This is a genomic window from Shewanella sp. CG12_big_fil_rev_8_21_14_0_65_47_15 (assembly GCF_002783505.1).
Taxonomy (GTDB): Bacteria; Pseudomonadota; Gammaproteobacteria; order Enterobacterales; family Shewanellaceae; genus Shewanella.
Map to the genome: position 1 here is coordinate 14,921 of NZ_PFGL01000052.1, position 15,581 is coordinate 30,501.

At 47.7% G+C, this 15,581-nt stretch carries 13 protein-coding genes and 1 tRNA gene; 6 read left to right on the forward strand and 8 right to left on the reverse strand.

Features of this window, described 5'->3' with window-relative positions; genetic code table 11:
* Positions 1-5 precede the first annotated feature (5 nt).
* Positions 6-2,414, forward strand: a complete 2,409-nt coding sequence (locus tag COW15_RS14605) for a zinc-dependent metalloprotease (protein WP_293633242.1) — start codon at positions 6-8, stop codon at positions 2,412-2,414.
* Between the two features lie 46 nt (positions 2,415-2,460).
* Here the strand turns inward: COW15_RS14605 and COW15_RS14610 are convergent, their stop codons facing one another.
* Positions 2,461-4,269, reverse strand: a complete 1,809-nt coding sequence (locus tag COW15_RS14610; protein ID WP_293633243.1) for a protein kinase — start codon at positions 4,267-4,269, stop codon at positions 2,461-2,463.
* 254 nt (positions 4,270-4,523) lie between these two features.
* Here COW15_RS14610 and COW15_RS14615 point away from each other — a divergent pair, with 254 nt between their 5' ends.
* Positions 4,524-4,865 carry a hypothetical protein gene (locus tag COW15_RS14615; RefSeq protein ID WP_198782254.1) on the forward strand — a complete coding sequence of 114 codons (342 nt, stop codon included), beginning with the start codon at positions 4,524-4,526 and terminating at the stop codon, positions 4,863-4,865.
* A 104-nt stretch (positions 4,866-4,969) separates the two neighbouring features.
* Positions 4,970-5,626, forward strand: coding sequence for a thiopurine S-methyltransferase (locus tag COW15_RS14620; protein ID WP_293633244.1), 657 nt, complete (start codon positions 4,970-4,972; stop codon positions 5,624-5,626).
* A 332-nt stretch (positions 5,627-5,958) separates the two neighbouring features.
* On the opposite strand, the gene COW15_RS14625 is transcribed toward COW15_RS14620, so the two are convergent.
* Positions 5,959-6,150, reverse strand: coding sequence for a bacterioferritin-associated ferredoxin (locus COW15_RS14625; protein WP_293633245.1), 192 nt, complete (start codon positions 6,148-6,150; stop codon positions 5,959-5,961).
* A 114-nt stretch (positions 6,151-6,264) separates the two neighbouring features.
* The gene (locus COW15_RS14630) at positions 6,265-7,200 is read right to left on the reverse strand and encodes a D-2-hydroxyacid dehydrogenase (protein WP_293633246.1); all 936 of its coding nucleotides are present in this window, start codon (positions 7,198-7,200) and stop codon (positions 6,265-6,267) included.
* Positions 7,201-7,291: 91 nt separating this feature from the next.
* On the opposite strand from COW15_RS14630, the gene COW15_RS14635 reads away from it, so the two are divergent.
* Positions 7,292-7,627, forward strand: a complete 336-nt coding sequence (locus tag COW15_RS14635; RefSeq protein ID WP_253988934.1) for a DUF3392 domain-containing protein — start codon at positions 7,292-7,294, stop codon at positions 7,625-7,627.
* An 18-nt stretch (positions 7,628-7,645) separates the two neighbouring features.
* On the opposite strand, the gene COW15_RS14640 is transcribed toward COW15_RS14635, so the two are convergent.
* From COW15_RS14640 to rsgA, 5 genes are all read right to left on the reverse strand, one after another.
* Complete coding sequence (locus tag COW15_RS14640) at positions 7,646-8,368, reverse strand: glycerophosphodiester phosphodiesterase (RefSeq protein WP_293633247.1); 723 nt, start codon at positions 8,366-8,368, stop codon at positions 7,646-7,648.
* Positions 8,369-8,382: 14 nt separating this feature from the next.
* Positions 8,383-11,586 (reverse strand): mechanosensitive ion channel domain-containing protein, encoded by a 3,204-nt coding sequence (locus COW15_RS14645; protein WP_293633248.1) that lies wholly within the window; start codon positions 11,584-11,586, stop codon positions 8,383-8,385.
* A 69-nt stretch (positions 11,587-11,655) separates the two neighbouring features.
* Positions 11,656-12,537 carry a DMT family transporter gene (locus COW15_RS14650; RefSeq protein ID WP_293633253.1) on the reverse strand — a complete coding sequence of 294 codons (882 nt, stop codon included), beginning with the start codon at positions 12,535-12,537 and terminating at the stop codon, positions 11,656-11,658.
* 21 nt (positions 12,538-12,558) lie between these two features.
* Positions 12,559-13,437 carry an archaetidylserine decarboxylase gene (gene asd / locus COW15_RS14655; RefSeq protein ID WP_293633249.1) on the reverse strand — a complete coding sequence of 293 codons (879 nt, stop codon included), beginning with the start codon at positions 13,435-13,437 and terminating at the stop codon, positions 12,559-12,561.
* Positions 13,438-13,499: 62 nt separating this feature from the next.
* A complete protein-coding gene (gene rsgA, locus COW15_RS14660) occupies positions 13,500-14,564 on the reverse strand; it encodes a small ribosomal subunit biogenesis GTPase RsgA (RefSeq protein WP_293633250.1) in 1,065 nt (354 codons plus the stop codon).
* A gap of 112 nt (positions 14,565-14,676) precedes the next feature.
* Here rsgA and orn point away from each other — a divergent pair, with 112 nt between their 5' ends.
* Both orn and COW15_RS14670 read left to right on the forward strand, forming a co-directional pair.
* A complete protein-coding gene (orn, locus tag COW15_RS14665) occupies positions 14,677-15,222 on the forward strand; it encodes an oligoribonuclease (protein ID WP_293633251.1) in 546 nt (181 codons plus the stop codon).
* A 269-nt stretch (positions 15,223-15,491) separates the two neighbouring features.
* Positions 15,492-15,567 (forward strand) — tRNA-Gly (locus tag COW15_RS14670).
* Positions 15,568-15,581: the final 14 nt, after the last annotated feature.

Genomic DNA, 15,581 nt, shown 5'->3' on the forward strand with positions numbered 1-15,581 from the left:
GAAAGATGAAACCCCAACGTTTAGCCTTAGCCTTATCCATAGCGCTATTAGGATTTCCTACCCTTACCGTCGCAGCTACCGTGCCTAGCGCCAAGCTCATTAAGCAGAGCCAAGAGGCGAAAGGCTTTCTTAATCTCTATTACGAGGAGTCTCAGGGGGAGTTATTCCTCGAGGTCAACCGCCTTAATCAGCCTTTTCTATTGGTGACTAGCTTACCCGAAGGGGTCGGGTCGAACGATATTGGTCTCGACCGTGGTCAACTTGGGCAAACACGTATGGTACAGTTTGAGCGTCAAGGCCCCTATGTGCTGTTAAAGCAACTCAATACTCAATACCGTGCTAATACAGATGATCCCGCCGAGAAAAGGGCCGTGGAGGAGGCATTTGCCGACTCTGTCCTATGGCAGGGTAAAGTGCTTGAAGGTAAGCCGGATCTGGTGGCGATTAACGATTTGGTGCTCAATGATTTACACGGGGTCGCTGCCGCATTACAACGCAGTGCACAGGGAGATTATCGCCTCGATGTGAGTCGCTCGAGTCTCTTGCCGGCAAGAGTTAAATCCTTTGCGAAAAATGCCGATGTCGATGTGCAGCTGACTTTCAAAGGCGATACCGTGGGGGAAGAGGTCGCTAAGGTGACGCCCGATGGCTCCTTAGTGTCGGTGCGGATGCGTTATTCCTTCGTTGAGCTTCCCGAGGATGGTTATCAGCCCCGGGCCTATCATCCTATGAGCGGCTATTTATCCGATGAATACCGTGACTATGCCACGCCCTTTGACCAACCTTTGACGCAGCGTTTCATCCTGCGCCATCGTTTGCAGAAGATAAATCCCGGTCCTGCACCGAGTAAAGTGGTTAAGCCTATCATCTATTATCTGGATCCGGGTGTCCCCGAGCCAATCCGTTCGGCGCTGCTCGACGGTGCGCGTTGGTGGGAGAGCGCTTTCACCCAAGCGGGTTTTATCGATGGCTTTAAGGTCGAACTCCTCCCCTTAGATGCCGATCCTCAGGATATACGCTACAACATGATCCAATGGGTGCATAGGGCTACACGGGGCTGGTCCTATGGCGCCGCGCTGACCGATCCGCGCACCGGCGAAATCATTAAGGGCCATGTCACCCTTGGCAGTTTGCGGGTGCGTCAGGATTATTTGATTGCTAAGGGGCTCACCGCGGGTTGGCAGGATAGAGCCGCGGCCGAAAAAGCCGCAACCGAGCTGTCTTTAGCCCGTATTCGCCAGCTTGCCGCCCATGAGGTCGGCCATACCTTAGGGCTAGATCATAACTTTGCCGCCTCCACTAATCAGGATGCCTCTGTGATGGATTACCCCCATCCTAAAATCCAGCTAAAGGGCAATGATATTGATATTTCAGCACCTTATACCGTTGGTGTTGGCCCTTGGGATAATTTTACGATCGCCTATGGTTACAGCGACGAAGGGGATAAAGACGCGCAGAAAACTCTTCAAACTCAGTTGCTTGCCGAGGTTGCGCGCAAGGGGTTACGCTATATAGGCGAGGCAGATTCCCGCCAAAAGGATGGCAGTCATGCCTATGCCAGTCTGTGGGATAGCGGCGATGATCCTATTGCCCAGTTAACACAGCTCGATAGGATCCGCACTAAAGCGATTGACGGTTTCTCCAGCACGGCGTTATTGACCGATGAGCCACTAGGGGAGTTGGCCGATGCATTTGCCCCGATTTATTTACTCACCCGCTATCAAATCGATGCCGTTGCTAAGTTTATCGGTGGAACTGACTATAACTATCAATCGATTGGCGAAGGTAGTCGCTGGAGCTATATTGCGCCGCAGTTGCAGTCTACGGGTTTAGATGCCTTGCTCAAAACCTTGGATGCGGTGAGTTTAACCGTACCGCAAACCTTATTCGATAGTTTAGTGCCAAAGGCGGGGAATTATCAGGCATCACGGGAATCCTTTGACTCAGGTTTAGGAGTGCAAACGGACCCCTTAGGGATGGCCGAAGTCTTTAGTCGCCATACCATTAGCCTGTTATTGATGCCTAAGCGTTTGAATCGTGTGAGCCAAGCGTCGATGGCGGATAATGAGCAGTTATCCGTGACCGTCTTGCTCGATAAGTTATTTGCCGCCACTTTATATCAAGAGGATAAGCTTGGGCTGGTTGAAGGCGTGTGGATGCGGGTCAATGCGGTAGTGATTGATGAACTGCTTGCTACGCTGCACCATTCGGAGACTTCACCAGAGGTCAAAGCCATGATTAACGATCGGGCTCAATTTGTGATTAAGCAATTAAAAGCGAAGGCAAATCGGGCCGATGCAACCCGGGCTGCACATTACACTTGGTTGCTACAAGGACTCAGTACTGGGCTTGTAGATCCTAAGGCAAGGCTGATAGCTCAGCCCCTTACTCTGCCACCGGGTTCGCCGATTTAGCCAGAAAATAACATAGGCGCAATAGACGTAGCTGAAATCGCAACGGCTAAGCGCCTATTTCCTTTGGATTTTTTGGATAGAAATAGTCGGCATTACGCTCTAAGTGATTAAAACGGCGCGTGTTTTTGTAGGGCAACTTCATAAAGCCAGATACGCCATGGCCTTGGATTTTGCCGACATAATGCAAGATACGATCGAGACTGGCACGAAACGCCGCCTGTTTGCGGGGGTTCAGTAATTTCAAGTAGCTGTGGATCTTCAGGTGATTCGGCAGCGCCTCAAAAATGATGCAGCCCGTGTGGTGGATTTGGTTAATCCGTGCCAATTCCTCCATGATTTCACTCGGTAATTCGAGGTTTTCATCGGGATCTTTGCCGTCTTCAAAGTAGGAATGTAACCGCGATTTATCCTCGAGTGTGGGCACATCGCCGACTTCGAAGGGCAGTTGTAAATCGGCACTGGCGACAAAGGGTTCGTGTGTGTTTTCGCGCTCGATATGCAGAGTGTCCCTCGCGTTAAAGAAACAGGCCTTAAACACCCCGATACGTTTAATGCCCCGTGCCAGTGTGACCATATTATTGACCGCAATAATTAAGGCACTTTTTTGTGTGGCATCGTAGATGGCAAGGTTTGAGTCTATATAGACGCCCGTTTCCTGCCAATGGATAGCGAGTCCACCCACGATAGGGTACTGTGCTAAACGACCCACGGCGGCGATAAAGCCTTTTTCGGTATCGCCCATACCCGCGAGGAAGTTGCGATAGTATTTTTCGAGCTGAATATCATCCATTTTTGCGATCGGATCTTGGGCATTATGCTCCTTTAAAAAGGATTTCCGGGAACTGTAGCTCACGGTTTCAACATCCTTCTCACGGGACTGCACCCAGACGGGGATCTCGCCCTGTAGTTCAGCTTTAGGCAGCTCGGGTAGGTGTAATCTGTGGCTGTGACGCATGCTTTTTAAAAAGTAATCCCCCGCAATGTTACGCTGCTTGGCATCGCTACTGAGCATGCCCTCTAAGGTGCGGGCAAGCTCCATGGGTAAACCTATGCTGGTGGGGGGAATGACCTGCGCCCCGAAACGGCTCGCTTGCCCAGAGGCGAGGGCATATAAGGTTGCCGCAACCCCTTGTTCATCGAAACGTGGGCTGGAGAGGGCGCCATTGAGCTGCTCTTCTCCGATAAAATACACGTCCCCCATACGGGCATTGGTATGTTGCTGATCGCTCGACATTAGCGCCATCACGTTGTCTTCTACCGGCCTGTTATATTCATCACGCTGGGCGAATACCGCCGAGCCCCAGTCGATCAATGACAAGTGTTGGCTTTGGGTATCATAGACTAAGTTTGAAGGTTTAATATCGCCATGAACCAATGGCTTACCCGTACGTAGGTAATACAAGATATCGGCCAATTGCCGGGCAATACTCATCACCATGGCCACGGGCAGAGCGCCCAAACGGCGGCAAAGCTGCTCAAGATCTTCCCCCTTAGCACGTTCCATCACTAGGATCCCTTGCTTGCCGACCCGCTCAAATTTGATGGCGGCGGGCACATTGGGATGCTTGAGCAAGGACAGCATAAAGGCTTCTTCTTCTAGCCTGTCTTGAATATGTTGCGGCAGTGTAATTCGTGAAAATTTAAAGACATGGGCATCACCCGCAAGATTGACTCCCGCAAAAACGAAGCCATAGGCTCCCTTGCCGATAAATTCGATATCGGTATAGCCCAATTTACTCAGCTGTTGTTTACAGAGACGGATCCAAGCCTTGTGCTTGCGGGCATCATTGGCCTTAAGCAAATAGATGGATTGCTCTTCTGAAATGTAAAAATGCTGTAGCTGGGGTGTTTGCAAAATCGTGCTCCTCGTTTTGTTCATTTAACCAGTAAGCGGGGGAGATAATCAAATAAGGGGGGATATTTATTTTTGTCTATGTGTATGGTGTTAAGCGTTGACGCTGGTTACCTGCTTACCTATCCGATCATTTCGTCGCTGACTTTGATTTATATCAAGTTAAATTGGGTGAACTATAGGTAATCTTTGGCGCAGTGGATGGGATAAATTTTTGTTAACTAACCCGCAGACAAAATGTAGTTGAAGGAGGGCATATGCCCGCCCAATATAAAGCGTTACTGATTGAGCTATTAGAATATCCGCGTAAACGAATCCTGCAGTCAATGGAGGTGACCCACTGTCCCCACGCGGTATTTTTTAATGACAGTGATGAGCAGTGTTTAACCTGTCACCAGGGCATGGAATGCATTTGGATGAATCAGAACGATGAACTCGTTGCGGTAGAGAAAAAATCCATTGCCGAATTGAAGCAGCAATTGTTGATCGCGGTGGATTTTATTGATTCATCCTTGAGCCCACATCACTTATCTCGCCGCCAATGTCAGTGTGATAATTGTGTTTGGCTTCGTAAAGTTCAGGCTGCGCTAGATCAGTAAGTGAGTCTTTACATCCCTATGATTAACTTGCGATATCAGAGTTTTTGCATCCATAGACAAATGTCATTAGAGTAAGGGGCACTTTAGTGATTTGAGATATATCTATGGAACCCGGTTTTTGGCATGACAAGTGGCACCAGCAGCAAATAGGTTTTCACCAACAGGATATCAATCCTTTCCTCATTAAATATTGGCAGAAGCTTGCATTGCCCGCCGCTGCTAAAGTCTTTGTTCCCCTGTGCGGTAAGTCATTGGATATGTGCTTTTTGGCCGAACAGGGCCATCAAGTGATAGGTTGTGAGTTGAATGAACTCGCTGTGCAGCAATTTTTCAGTGATAACCAACTCGAGATGACCAAAACTGCAGTGGGCGAGCACCAGCACTATCAAACCGAGCAGATCAGTTTATACCAAGGTGATATCTTCACTCTACCGAATGAACTTACGCAGGATGTGACGGCATTTTATGACCGTGCGGCCTTGATCGCTTGGCCCGAAAGTATGCGTGCCCAATATGCTAAGCAGTTAGCGAGTTTATTACCCAGTGGCAGCCTAGGCTTGCTCGTGACCTTAGATTATCCGCAGGAGGCATTAAACGGCCCACCGTTTGCGGTATCACCGACTTGGGTTGAGCAACATTTGAGTGATGATTTTGAAATCCAAGGGCTGGATTGCCAAGACGTTCTCGCCGATAACCCTCGATTTATAAAGAAAGAAGTGCCTTGGCTAAATGAGGCGGCTTACCTTTTAAAACGTAAATAACAAAAATATTGTACCGTCACTGCCCGCATTCCATTCTGTTGAGTCAACGCTTAGCTGGGTCAACAGTTAGTTGGGTCAACAGTGAGCTGGGTTAACAATGAATGGGATGCACCATCAATAAAATGAACTGCAGATGCCGTTTTACTCATTTGCACAAATGCACAAATGCACAAATGCGCATAGGCAGCTAAGGCGGAATGTAACCTGCCTATCAATTAAAGAGGGGCCGATTAAAAGGGGGCCGATTAAATATGTGGCTATTGGATGGAAAGCGTAAGGGGAGATTTGGGACACTGGACCGATATACTCAGCCAGAACATTCGCTGCAGGGCTTAAGCCACCTCGTAATAATTCGGCTCAAGCTCTAATTGATTCTGAATGATCTGCACGGCCATTCTGGCGCATTTACCACACTGATTGGCGACACCTAAGCGCTTTTTAACGTCAGCAAGCGAGCTGTCGCCCTGGCTTACGGCATGTTTAATTTGCGTGTCGGTGATGGCATGGCAAAGACAAACGTACATTTTTTCGTCTCCAATCTGAATTGTGCTAATTCTAAATGAAAACACTTATCAAATGCAATCGTGATTTTTTATCTTAACCTAAGTCTTTACTTATTTTGTTACGCGGCGCGCATTTTAGTAACCCCTAGCAAAGTCAATTTGGGATAACAAGGGCTCACCCTTGATGAATCTATGGTAGTTATCGCTAAAAATATCAACTATTTGCTCTGGATGGCTGGGCGCCGAAATGTGTGGTGTGATCACAACGTTTGGTCTGTCCCAAATAGGGTGGCTTGCGGGTAAAGGTTCTTGATGAAATACATCTAATACCGCTTGCTGCAACGGATGGGCGATAAGCTGTGCATTGAGTGCATCGAGATCTAATGCATCGCCACGGCCCACATTCATCAGGATGGCATCTTCCTTCAGCATTGATAGCCTAGGTGCATTCAGAATATTGCGCGTTTCTGGTGTGCTTGGCAGCAAATTGACCACCACATCGGCATCATTTATGGCTTGCTCTAATCTTGGGATGACTTCAATCTGATCAAACCCTGCTACGGCCTGGCCACTGCGGTTTATTCCGGTTACTTGCATCCCAAAATGTTTTGCCGTTTGTGCAACCTGCTGTGCAATAGAACCTGTGCCGAGCAAAAGGAGCCGCATTCCCTGCAATGTCGAATGGCGCATTGGGGGCTGAGCCTGCCAGTTTTTTTGCCGCTGTTGCTGCCGGTAAAAATGGTGTCCACGGATATGTGCAAGCAAATAACCAAACAGATACTCACTCATTAACGGTCCAAAAATTCCTTTTATATTAGTGAGCCGATAGTCTTTCCTTCCCCTTGGACTGAGCAGGGCATCTATCCCCGCAAAGCTAGACTGCAGCCATTGCAGTTTTTTGGCGTGGGGCAGTAAAGGTGCGGCGAGTTTAGGTTCAGCGAGCCAGATGTCGGCCGTGGCGATATTGGCGGGGTCATCACTGAGTAACACGAGATCCGTTAGCTTTTGTGCCTCAATCAGTTGGCGATACTGCTCATTTGCCTTAGTGAGTAAGAGTAACTTGTGCCCCATGGCGTCTCCCTTTATGCTTGGTTATCGTTATTTTTCAATGTGCTGGTAGTCAAAGTTTGGGGCTGCGTAGCACCTTTTGAGGTTGAGTATTATGTTTGAACAGTTAGTTGCGATTATTGCCCACTTAGGGAATATGCTGCGCCCTTGGGCATTTGATATTGCCACCGCTATGTTGGTGTGTCTGATTTTAGTGTTTTCGGCCGATATCAACCGCACGATCAGGCGCCATCTTTTGGGGCATTCCTTTGTGTTACGAACCGTTGTTTTTATTATTGTAAATGCCTTCGGCTACGGTCTATTGATTGTCAAAGTCATCCCTTGGGTGGCAAGGCAAATCGTGGCTATGCCATCCCATTGGATGTTTCTACTCATTCTGGCCATGTTTATTTTTATCGGCTATTGGGCACAGCGAAATAACCAAGCTTAATCACCCTCAATAACTCACTTACTCAAAATAGCCTTGGTAATTTGTGCTGCTGGTTTGGGTGAGTGCTTTCATGGCCCGATCGGGATAATTGCTAAAAATACCGTCGACCCCCATTTGCTTAAGTGCATGAATATCATCTTGATGATCGACGGTATAGACATACACTTTAGCGCCCCTGTGGTGGGCATCATCTACCAGAGCTTGACTGATAAAACTGATATCTAAGTGTAATGAGTAAGCCGCCAGTTCACTGACTACCGCCGCGCCATCTAAGGGAATACTGGCAAGGAGTGGTGCGACTAAGGCCTCGGGTAATGCCTGTTTTACTGCCTGCAGGTAGGGGTGATTAAAGGAGGAAAGCAGCAATTGCTCAGGAGTAAAACCGAGTTCGTTTAATGCCTTAGGATATAAGTCGAGCAAAGGTGCAACGGTATTTATGCCCTTCAACTCAATATTGACTATGCAGCGGCCCGCAACTAATTCAAGCACTTGCCAGAGTGTTGGGATTGGCTCACCCTTCACATTAATGCTTTCAAGGTAGGCACGATCGATTAAGTGGATGACACCAGTGCCTGAGCTTTTATGATCGAGCCGCCTATCATGGAATACGACCAGCTCGCCTTCGACATTATGGACATCAAGTTCAATAGCTTGGACACCTAATTGCAGTGCTTTAGCCATGGCGGCTAAGGTGTTTTCGACCTCGTAACCGCTGGCGCCGCGGTGAGCAAAAATAAGCATGTTCTACAATCCTGTTAACTTCGAATAATGCCGACCTGATCGCGATTCTGGCCATTTTTGATATGGATTTCCATCTGCGGATAGGCGAGTTCTAAATTGTTTTCTTTGAGCTTTTTAGTGATGCGTTTATGAAGATCGTGGCGCAATGGCCAGCGAGCCGACATATCTTTGGCATAGGCGCGCACCTCGTAATCTTGGGTATGCTTACCAAAACCTGCAAACCAAACCTCTGGCTCTGGAGTGGCCAATGCATCCTCACATTCCTGCACCGCTTGATAGAGGGTCGCCTCGACTTTTGCGGGATCAGAGTCCCTGGCAACCGCGACATACACTATCACCCGAGTAATAGGGTCGGATAGCGACCAGTTGATCAGCTGTTCGGTGATAAAGGCTTTATTGGGAATAATAATTTCCTTTCTATCCCAGTCGATAATCGTCGTGGCGCGGATCTGAATTTTACTCACAGTGCCAGTGAGATCGCGGATAGTGACCGTATCGCCAATGCGCACGGGTTTTTCAAACAGAATAATCAGACCCGAGATAAAGTTGGCAAAAATCTCCTGTAGGCCGAAACCTAAACCGAGTGATAGCGCGGCAATTAACCACTGCAGTTTGGACCATTCCATCCCCAGGTTTGAAAAGCCAATCAATAATCCTAAAAAGACCACTAAGTAGCGGCTGACCGTGGTAATCGCAAATCCGGTGCCGGGCGTAAGGTCGAGCCGTTGGAGGATCATCAGCTCTAATAATCCAGGAAGATTGGTCGCTATCATTAAAGAGAACCCTACGATGATTAATCCAAACATCAGGGATTTCATGGTGATAGGTAACTGTTGCTCTAAACCATTAATGCTAGTGTTAGTGGTCCACAGGGTGATGCCATCGAGGAAGGAAAACAGCGCCGTGTGGGTTTGAGTCCAGAGGCCAATCAAGCTGGCTAAAAATGCGAGCAGCAACAGTGAGCGCACTAAGCCTAGGGACTGGCTCGAAATAGTTTCGAGGTCGACAACGGGTTCCTCGTAGGTGTCGAGACCATCATTGGATGGATGGTGTGTTTCCCCTTTTTCCCGTTGGGCTAGTCGTTCGGCACGTTTGGCCTTAGCACGGTCGAAGGCGATACGCCGGCGTTCGATCAACATCCAACGTTTAATGAGTTGGTATAACAGCAAAAAGCCTAGGCCTAATATTAAGGAAAGCTGCAGCTGTAACAACATCTGGAAGGCGGTAAAGTAGTAGCCCCTGAAGGCAAGCCCTGCGCTCAACAGTGGCACCGAAATTAACAGGGCCCAGAGCATTTTTTGGAGCAGTTTCTTATTCTTACCCTCCTTTTGACTATCGATATTTTGGCGACTCAGGATAAGAATGTCTTTGTAGAGCAAGAACAACATAATACAAAAGAGGATAAATGCCCCCCGGCCTATGCTGTTACGCACTAAAGAGGCGTCTAATACTTCGGTAAAACCCATCAATCCCAGCAGGGGACTCACGACTAACACAAAGTGCTTTAGCCGAAATTGGCCGGTTTGAATGAGTTTTGAGGGACGCTTAAAGTGTCCAACCAAAACGCCCTTATTGAGGGCCAAGATAAAAATCAAACGATACAATAAATACACTAGGCCAATGGCCAAAATCCCCATACCCACGGCCTGTACGAAGTTGCGCTCGGATTGGTAGAAAATCCACCCGGCAATGACCACAGGCAAAGGTTTTATTAAGGCATAACCAATACTGCAGATAAGTGCTTTTAGGGTGTAAATAAACTTATCTTGGGTCACGTTACCCACATAGGTGGCGTAATGGGTGAGTAGCCGATTAAATTTAGGGGTAACGAGATCTTGGATGACGAGACACAGCACCAGCAGAATGATCCACCATGACCAATAGTCATTTTGCTCTTGCCAGGCTTTATCCAGTTGCCCCCATTGTGCTTGTTGTACTAACCATAGGGTACTGCGCTGGACATCTGTCAGCCATAATTTATTGATACTGGCGGCATTAGGCACCCAGAATAAATGTTCGTTAAGGGTATTTTTAAGGGTGAGGTTTTGCTGGCTAAGTTGCTGATAATTTAATTTAAGTTTACCAAGTTCACTCAGGTATTGATCATGACCTTGCATTAACTGGGTGAGCAACACTTGCTGGGAATTGAGCAGCTTAATTTGGGCTTCAGTGTAGAGGCTTGGTTGCTCTAATTCCTGTTCATTGAGCGCCTGTTGCTGTTCTAAGTGATATCTGTCTAAGCGCGCATCGGCGATAAGCGTTTGCAGTTTTTCGTGGTTGGGTGGCTTAGGCAGCGATTGCAGCATTTGCAAGAAGCGTTCGCCGAAGGCGGAATTCATTTTTACCCAAGTAATTTGTTCTTGGATATTCGCCAGTTGTTTAGCTTGGGATTGATATTGGATCTCGGCTTGTTCCTGCTGCTCAATCACATTGTTAATTTGCAGGGTTAAGGTTTGCAGTTTTTGACCATAGATCTGGTTCGTATCGGCAATATTGCGCGTTACAGGATCGACGACTTTATCCGTTGCAACGAGATTGTTGGCTAAGGTGGCGTCGATTTGCTGTTGGCGCTGTTTATTCATCGCCCTGTTGATGGTTTCAATCAAGGCTTCCTGTTGGAGCAATTGCTGACGTACTAACTGCAATTGTAGCTGAGTCAGTTCGATACGCTTTTGGCTACTGGCGAGTTCCGCTTCATTAGTGACGAGGCTCTGTTCTAAGAAGATCCGCTGGGTTTGCTGCAATTCTCCCGTTGGGGTATCCAAGGGCGCAAGCTCAGACTTCTTGCTTTGCAGCACATTCTGCCTTGCCGTCGCAATCACTGAGGGCAAAAGATTATGGCGTTGCAATAACTCATTGACCTGATTGCCTAAGGTGGACTCGCTTTCCTTTAATTCCGACAAGCGTAGATAGGCCATCGATGCCTGTTGGCTGAGATCTGTGTCTTTATCCAATGTTAACTGGCTTGAAGCCTCTTTGAGTCCTTGGCTTATATGGTTTTTGTGTTTTTCAAAATCAAGCTGTGTCTGCTGGAAATTCGCCGCATTCGCCGCCAGTTTATCAATATTGCTTTTTAGCTCGGCAATTTGTTCATCGATGCTAATGGCTTGTTGCTGATTTTGGTTGTTTAAACCAAGACGTTTATCCAATTGCAATGGCGAATTGGCTAAGGCGTGAAAAGAGAAAAAAGCAATAATGAACAATAAAATACGTGGCATATCGACTAAAAACAACCCGAGGGAAATGACGCACTCATCTTAGCCAACTTAGGCTGAGATTGGTATGTATCAAACGTTCTTTTTTTGCCGCTGTGATTGGTGTGACTGATGGGTTTCAAAAATTGCGGTGGTAACGATTATCGTGCCGCCAATCAGGGTTGCGAGACTTAATTCTTCACCCAAAATCACCAGCGCCAACATGGCACCATAAAAGGGTTGTAAGCAGGAAACGAGCCCAACGGTTTTAGCACTTAAGTGCCTGAGTGCCGAGGTAAACAATGCGTGGGGTGTCGCGGTAAACACGACCCCGAGCAGCGCAATCAAACCCCAGATTTCGAGGGAGATACTCTGTAACTCAGTTTGATGCCAAGGCATGAGAAACACCGCCGCCACTAAGGTTTGATAAAACATGGCGTGGGGGCCGCTATACTGGGAAAAATAGCGTTTTTGCAGCAGGTTACGGGCGGTAAATAACATCGCCGAGAGTATGCCGATAGCGATCCCTAAGGTGGTATCATTGCCAAGATTGGCTTCGGGGATCAAGAGCACAACGCCTATCAGCACTAAGATGCCACTGATAATATCCATCAGCTTGATTTTATTACCCGTTAATAACGGCTCGGCAATGACTGTCATCACCGGATAGGTGAAGAAGGCGATCATGCCGATGGCGACCGATGAGAGTTGCATCGCGGCAAAGTAGGTGACCCAATGTAGGCTCACAATCACGCCTAAAGCGATAGCCACCAGATAATCTTGCTTGCTCGCCAAGGTTAAGTGCTGACGGCGAAATTTTACCAACAGGCCTAAAACCACAGAGGCAACGCAGCAGCGTAAGAGGGTGATATCGAGCGCACTTAAGGGAATGAGTTTTGAGAACAATGCTGTGCCGCCAAACATCAGCACAGCAATATGTAACTCGATTAATCCCGAGGATTTAGCAGCATTCACATTCGATGCACTCAAAAACGCTTAGTCCGCTGATTTGATATCTTTAAGGTTGGCAAAGGCTTGGCCCATACGGGTTACCGCCTCGGCTTCAACTCCTTCGGCAAAGGTGTCAATCGCATCTTTAGCAAATAACATCACCACAGTACTGCCCAATTTAAAGCGGCCCATTTCATCGCCCTTATCTAAAGTGATGGCATCTGGCCCCACAGTTGGGTATTCCCAAGTAAACACTTGCTTACCCGTAGGCGGCGTAATGGTGCCGGCCCAGACGGTTTCAATACTGGCAACGATAGTCGCACCGACTAATACCATGGCCAGGGGGCCTAGCTCGGTTTCAAATATCGCCACCACACGTTCGTTACGGGCGAAAAGGCCGGGAACGTGTCTTGCGGTTAATGGATTGACCGAAAATAGCTCACCGGGTACATAGGTCATCTTCGATAATGTGCCTTTGATTGGCATATGGATACGGTGATAATCCTTAGGCGCTAAGTAGATAGTCGCGAAATCACCACCTTCGAAGCGCTTGGCATCTTCGGCTTGATCGCCTAGTAAGGTGAGCGAAGAGTAGTGATGCCCTTTAGCCTGGAAAATACGACCATCTTTGATTGGCCCCAGTTGGCTTACTGCGCCGTCAACGGGATGCACCATAATGTGAGGGGCTTGGTTGACGGGGCGGATCCCCGGTTTTAACGCACGGGTAAAGAAGTCATTAAAGCTTTTGTAGGCCTCAGGTTCGCTCTGGGCCGCTTCGCTCATATCGATGTTATATTGCTTGATAAACCACTTGATGGCGGCTGTGGTCAAGGCGCCAGCCTGCGCGGCGGCGAGCTTACCCACTAAACGTGATAATAAGTGTTTTGGCAGCATGTACTGCAGGGCAATTTTGACTTTATCCAATTTTAATTCCTTTTCTTACCGCTCAATCTGTGCTGAGACCGTTGTTATTTATCACTAAATAGTTATTCGTCAGTGGCCGCGCGGAAATGCCGCGCATGGCGTTGTTCATCGAGACTGGCAATAATGCGATGGTAATTGTTGAAGCGATCTTCACTGATTTTACCTTCATCTACTGCCGTTTTTAATGCACAACCCGGATCGTCACCATGCTTACAGTCGCGGAATTTACAGCCACCTAAAAAGTCGCGGAATTCGATAAAGCACCAACCTACACGCTGCGCGGGTAAGTGCCATAGGGCAAATTCACGTACGCCGGGGGAGTCAATCAAATCGCCACCGCTGGGTAAATGCAATAGTTTGGCCGTGGTAGTCGTGTGCTGCCCTAAACCCGAGTTATCGGATACATCACCCACTAAGAGATCCGCATCTGGCAATAGCGCATTGATTATGGAAGATTTACCGACACCAGACTGACCAGCAAATACGCTGACCTTATCCTTAAGCAAATCCTTGATGGTATCTATACCTTCGCCTAACTTGCTGCTGACCTTATAAACGGGATAACCAATGTCTTTATAGCGCTGTAGCGCTTCATCTATTGCCTGGGCCTCATCGGGATTGAGTAAGTCAATTTTATTCAAAATAATGATAGGCGGAATATCGGTATCTTCGGCGGCGACTAAGTAGCGGTCGATAATTTGGGTGGTAAAACTGGGCAATACTGAAGAAACGATCAAGATTTGATCGATATTCGAGGCGATAATCTTAACGCCATCGTATAAATCTGGGCGTGTCAGCGAAGAACGTCTTGGGTGAACGGCTTCAACGATACCCGCGATACCGCTATTGGCTTGGCTCTCAATGGCTAAGCGTACAACAACCTTGTCGCCAGTGACTAGACTATTAATGGTTCGGCGAATATTACAACGTACTATCTGGCCGTCTTCGGTTTCGATGTCGGCATGTTGGCCAAAACGGGAAATCACTGTACCGCTCTGTTCGGCTCCGAGTGAACTATCCTGTAACTCTGGCGTATTTTTTTCGCCGCTGTCACGATTGAGTCGTTTCTCGTGATTGGCACGCATACGGCGTAATTGACCTTGGCTTAGGGGTTTCTTTTTACTCACAGATTCGTCTTCGTCAATTAGGTGATTTTTTGTGTTGGAAAAAAGCAGTATGATACACGCTCTTGAATAAAAATGCCTGAATTTAGGCTAACTGACACAATAAGGCAGATTTATGGCGGCAGATGCAAATAATCTCATTTGGATTGACCTAGAGATGACGGGATTAGAGCCCGATGTTGACAGGATCATTGAAATTGCCACATTAGTAACGGACCAAGAACTCAATATTATCGGTCAAGGCCCAGTGATCGCCATTCATCAGTCGGATGAAGTGCTAGCGGCCATGGATGATTGGAACCAAAAACACCACGGTGAATCGGGTCTGATCGATAGAGTGCGTGCAAGCCAAGTGAACGAAGTGCAGGCTGTTGCACAAACCATCGCATTTTTAGAGCAGTACGTGCCTAAGGGCGCATCGCCTATGTGCGGTAACAGCGTGGGCCAAGACCGCCGCTTCTTAAATCGTTATATGCGTGAATTGGAGGATTTCTTCCATTACCGCAATATCGATGTCAGCACGGTAAAAGAGCTGGTGAGACGATGGAGTCCTGACACTATGGCAGGTTTTAAGAAGCAAGGTACCCACCAAGCACTGCAGGATATCCAAGAATCGATCGCAGAATTACAGTATTACCGCAGCAAAGTATTTAAAATTTGACCGATCGGCAGATAAATCTGCAAGAAGGGGTTGCAGCCGCATGAATTTTTCATATAATGCGGCCTCAACTTTTTGATGCGGACATGAAGTGCCGAACATATAAGTGATTGCGACATTAGCTCAGTTGGCAAAGGCAGAGAGACGATACCTTTGTTAATGTTGAAGGCAAATGTAGTAGCGATACAAAAGGCGACATTAGCTCAGTTGGCAAAGGCAGAGAGACGATACCTTTGTTAATGTTGAAGGCAAATGTAGTAGCGATACAAAAGGCGACATTAGCTCAGTTGGTAGAGCGATACCTTGCCAAGGTATAGGTCATCGGTTCGAACCCGATATGTCGCTCCAAATTAAAACTTAAT

Coding starts and splice junctions, on each gene's coding strand:
- COW15_RS14605 (WP_293633242.1), top strand. CDS start 6: ATGAAACCCCAACGTTTAGCCTTAGCCTTATCCATAGCGCTATTAGGA.
- COW15_RS14615 (WP_198782254.1), top strand. CDS start 4,524: ATGCCCGCCCAATATAAAGCGTTACTGATTGAGCTATTAGAATATCCG.
- COW15_RS14620 (WP_293633244.1), top strand. CDS start 4,970: ATGGAACCCGGTTTTTGGCATGACAAGTGGCACCAGCAGCAAATAGGT.
- COW15_RS14625 (WP_293633245.1), bottom strand. CDS start 6,150: ATGTACGTTTGTCTTTGCCATGCCATCACCGACACGCAAATTAAACAT.
- COW15_RS14630 (WP_293633246.1), bottom strand. CDS start 7,200: ATGGGGCACAAGTTACTCTTACTCACTAAGGCAAATGAGCAGTATCGC.
- COW15_RS14635 (WP_253988934.1), top strand. CDS start 7,292: ATGTTTGAACAGTTAGTTGCGATTATTGCCCACTTAGGGAATATGCTG.
- COW15_RS14640 (WP_293633247.1), bottom strand. CDS start 8,368: ATGCTTATTTTTGCTCACCGCGGCGCCAGCGGTTACGAGGTCGAAAAC.
- COW15_RS14645 (WP_293633248.1), bottom strand. CDS start 11,586: ATGCCACGTATTTTATTGTTCATTATTGCTTTTTTCTCTTTTCACGCC.
- orn (WP_293633251.1), top strand. CDS start 14,677: ATGGCGGCAGATGCAAATAATCTCATTTGGATTGACCTAGAGATGACG.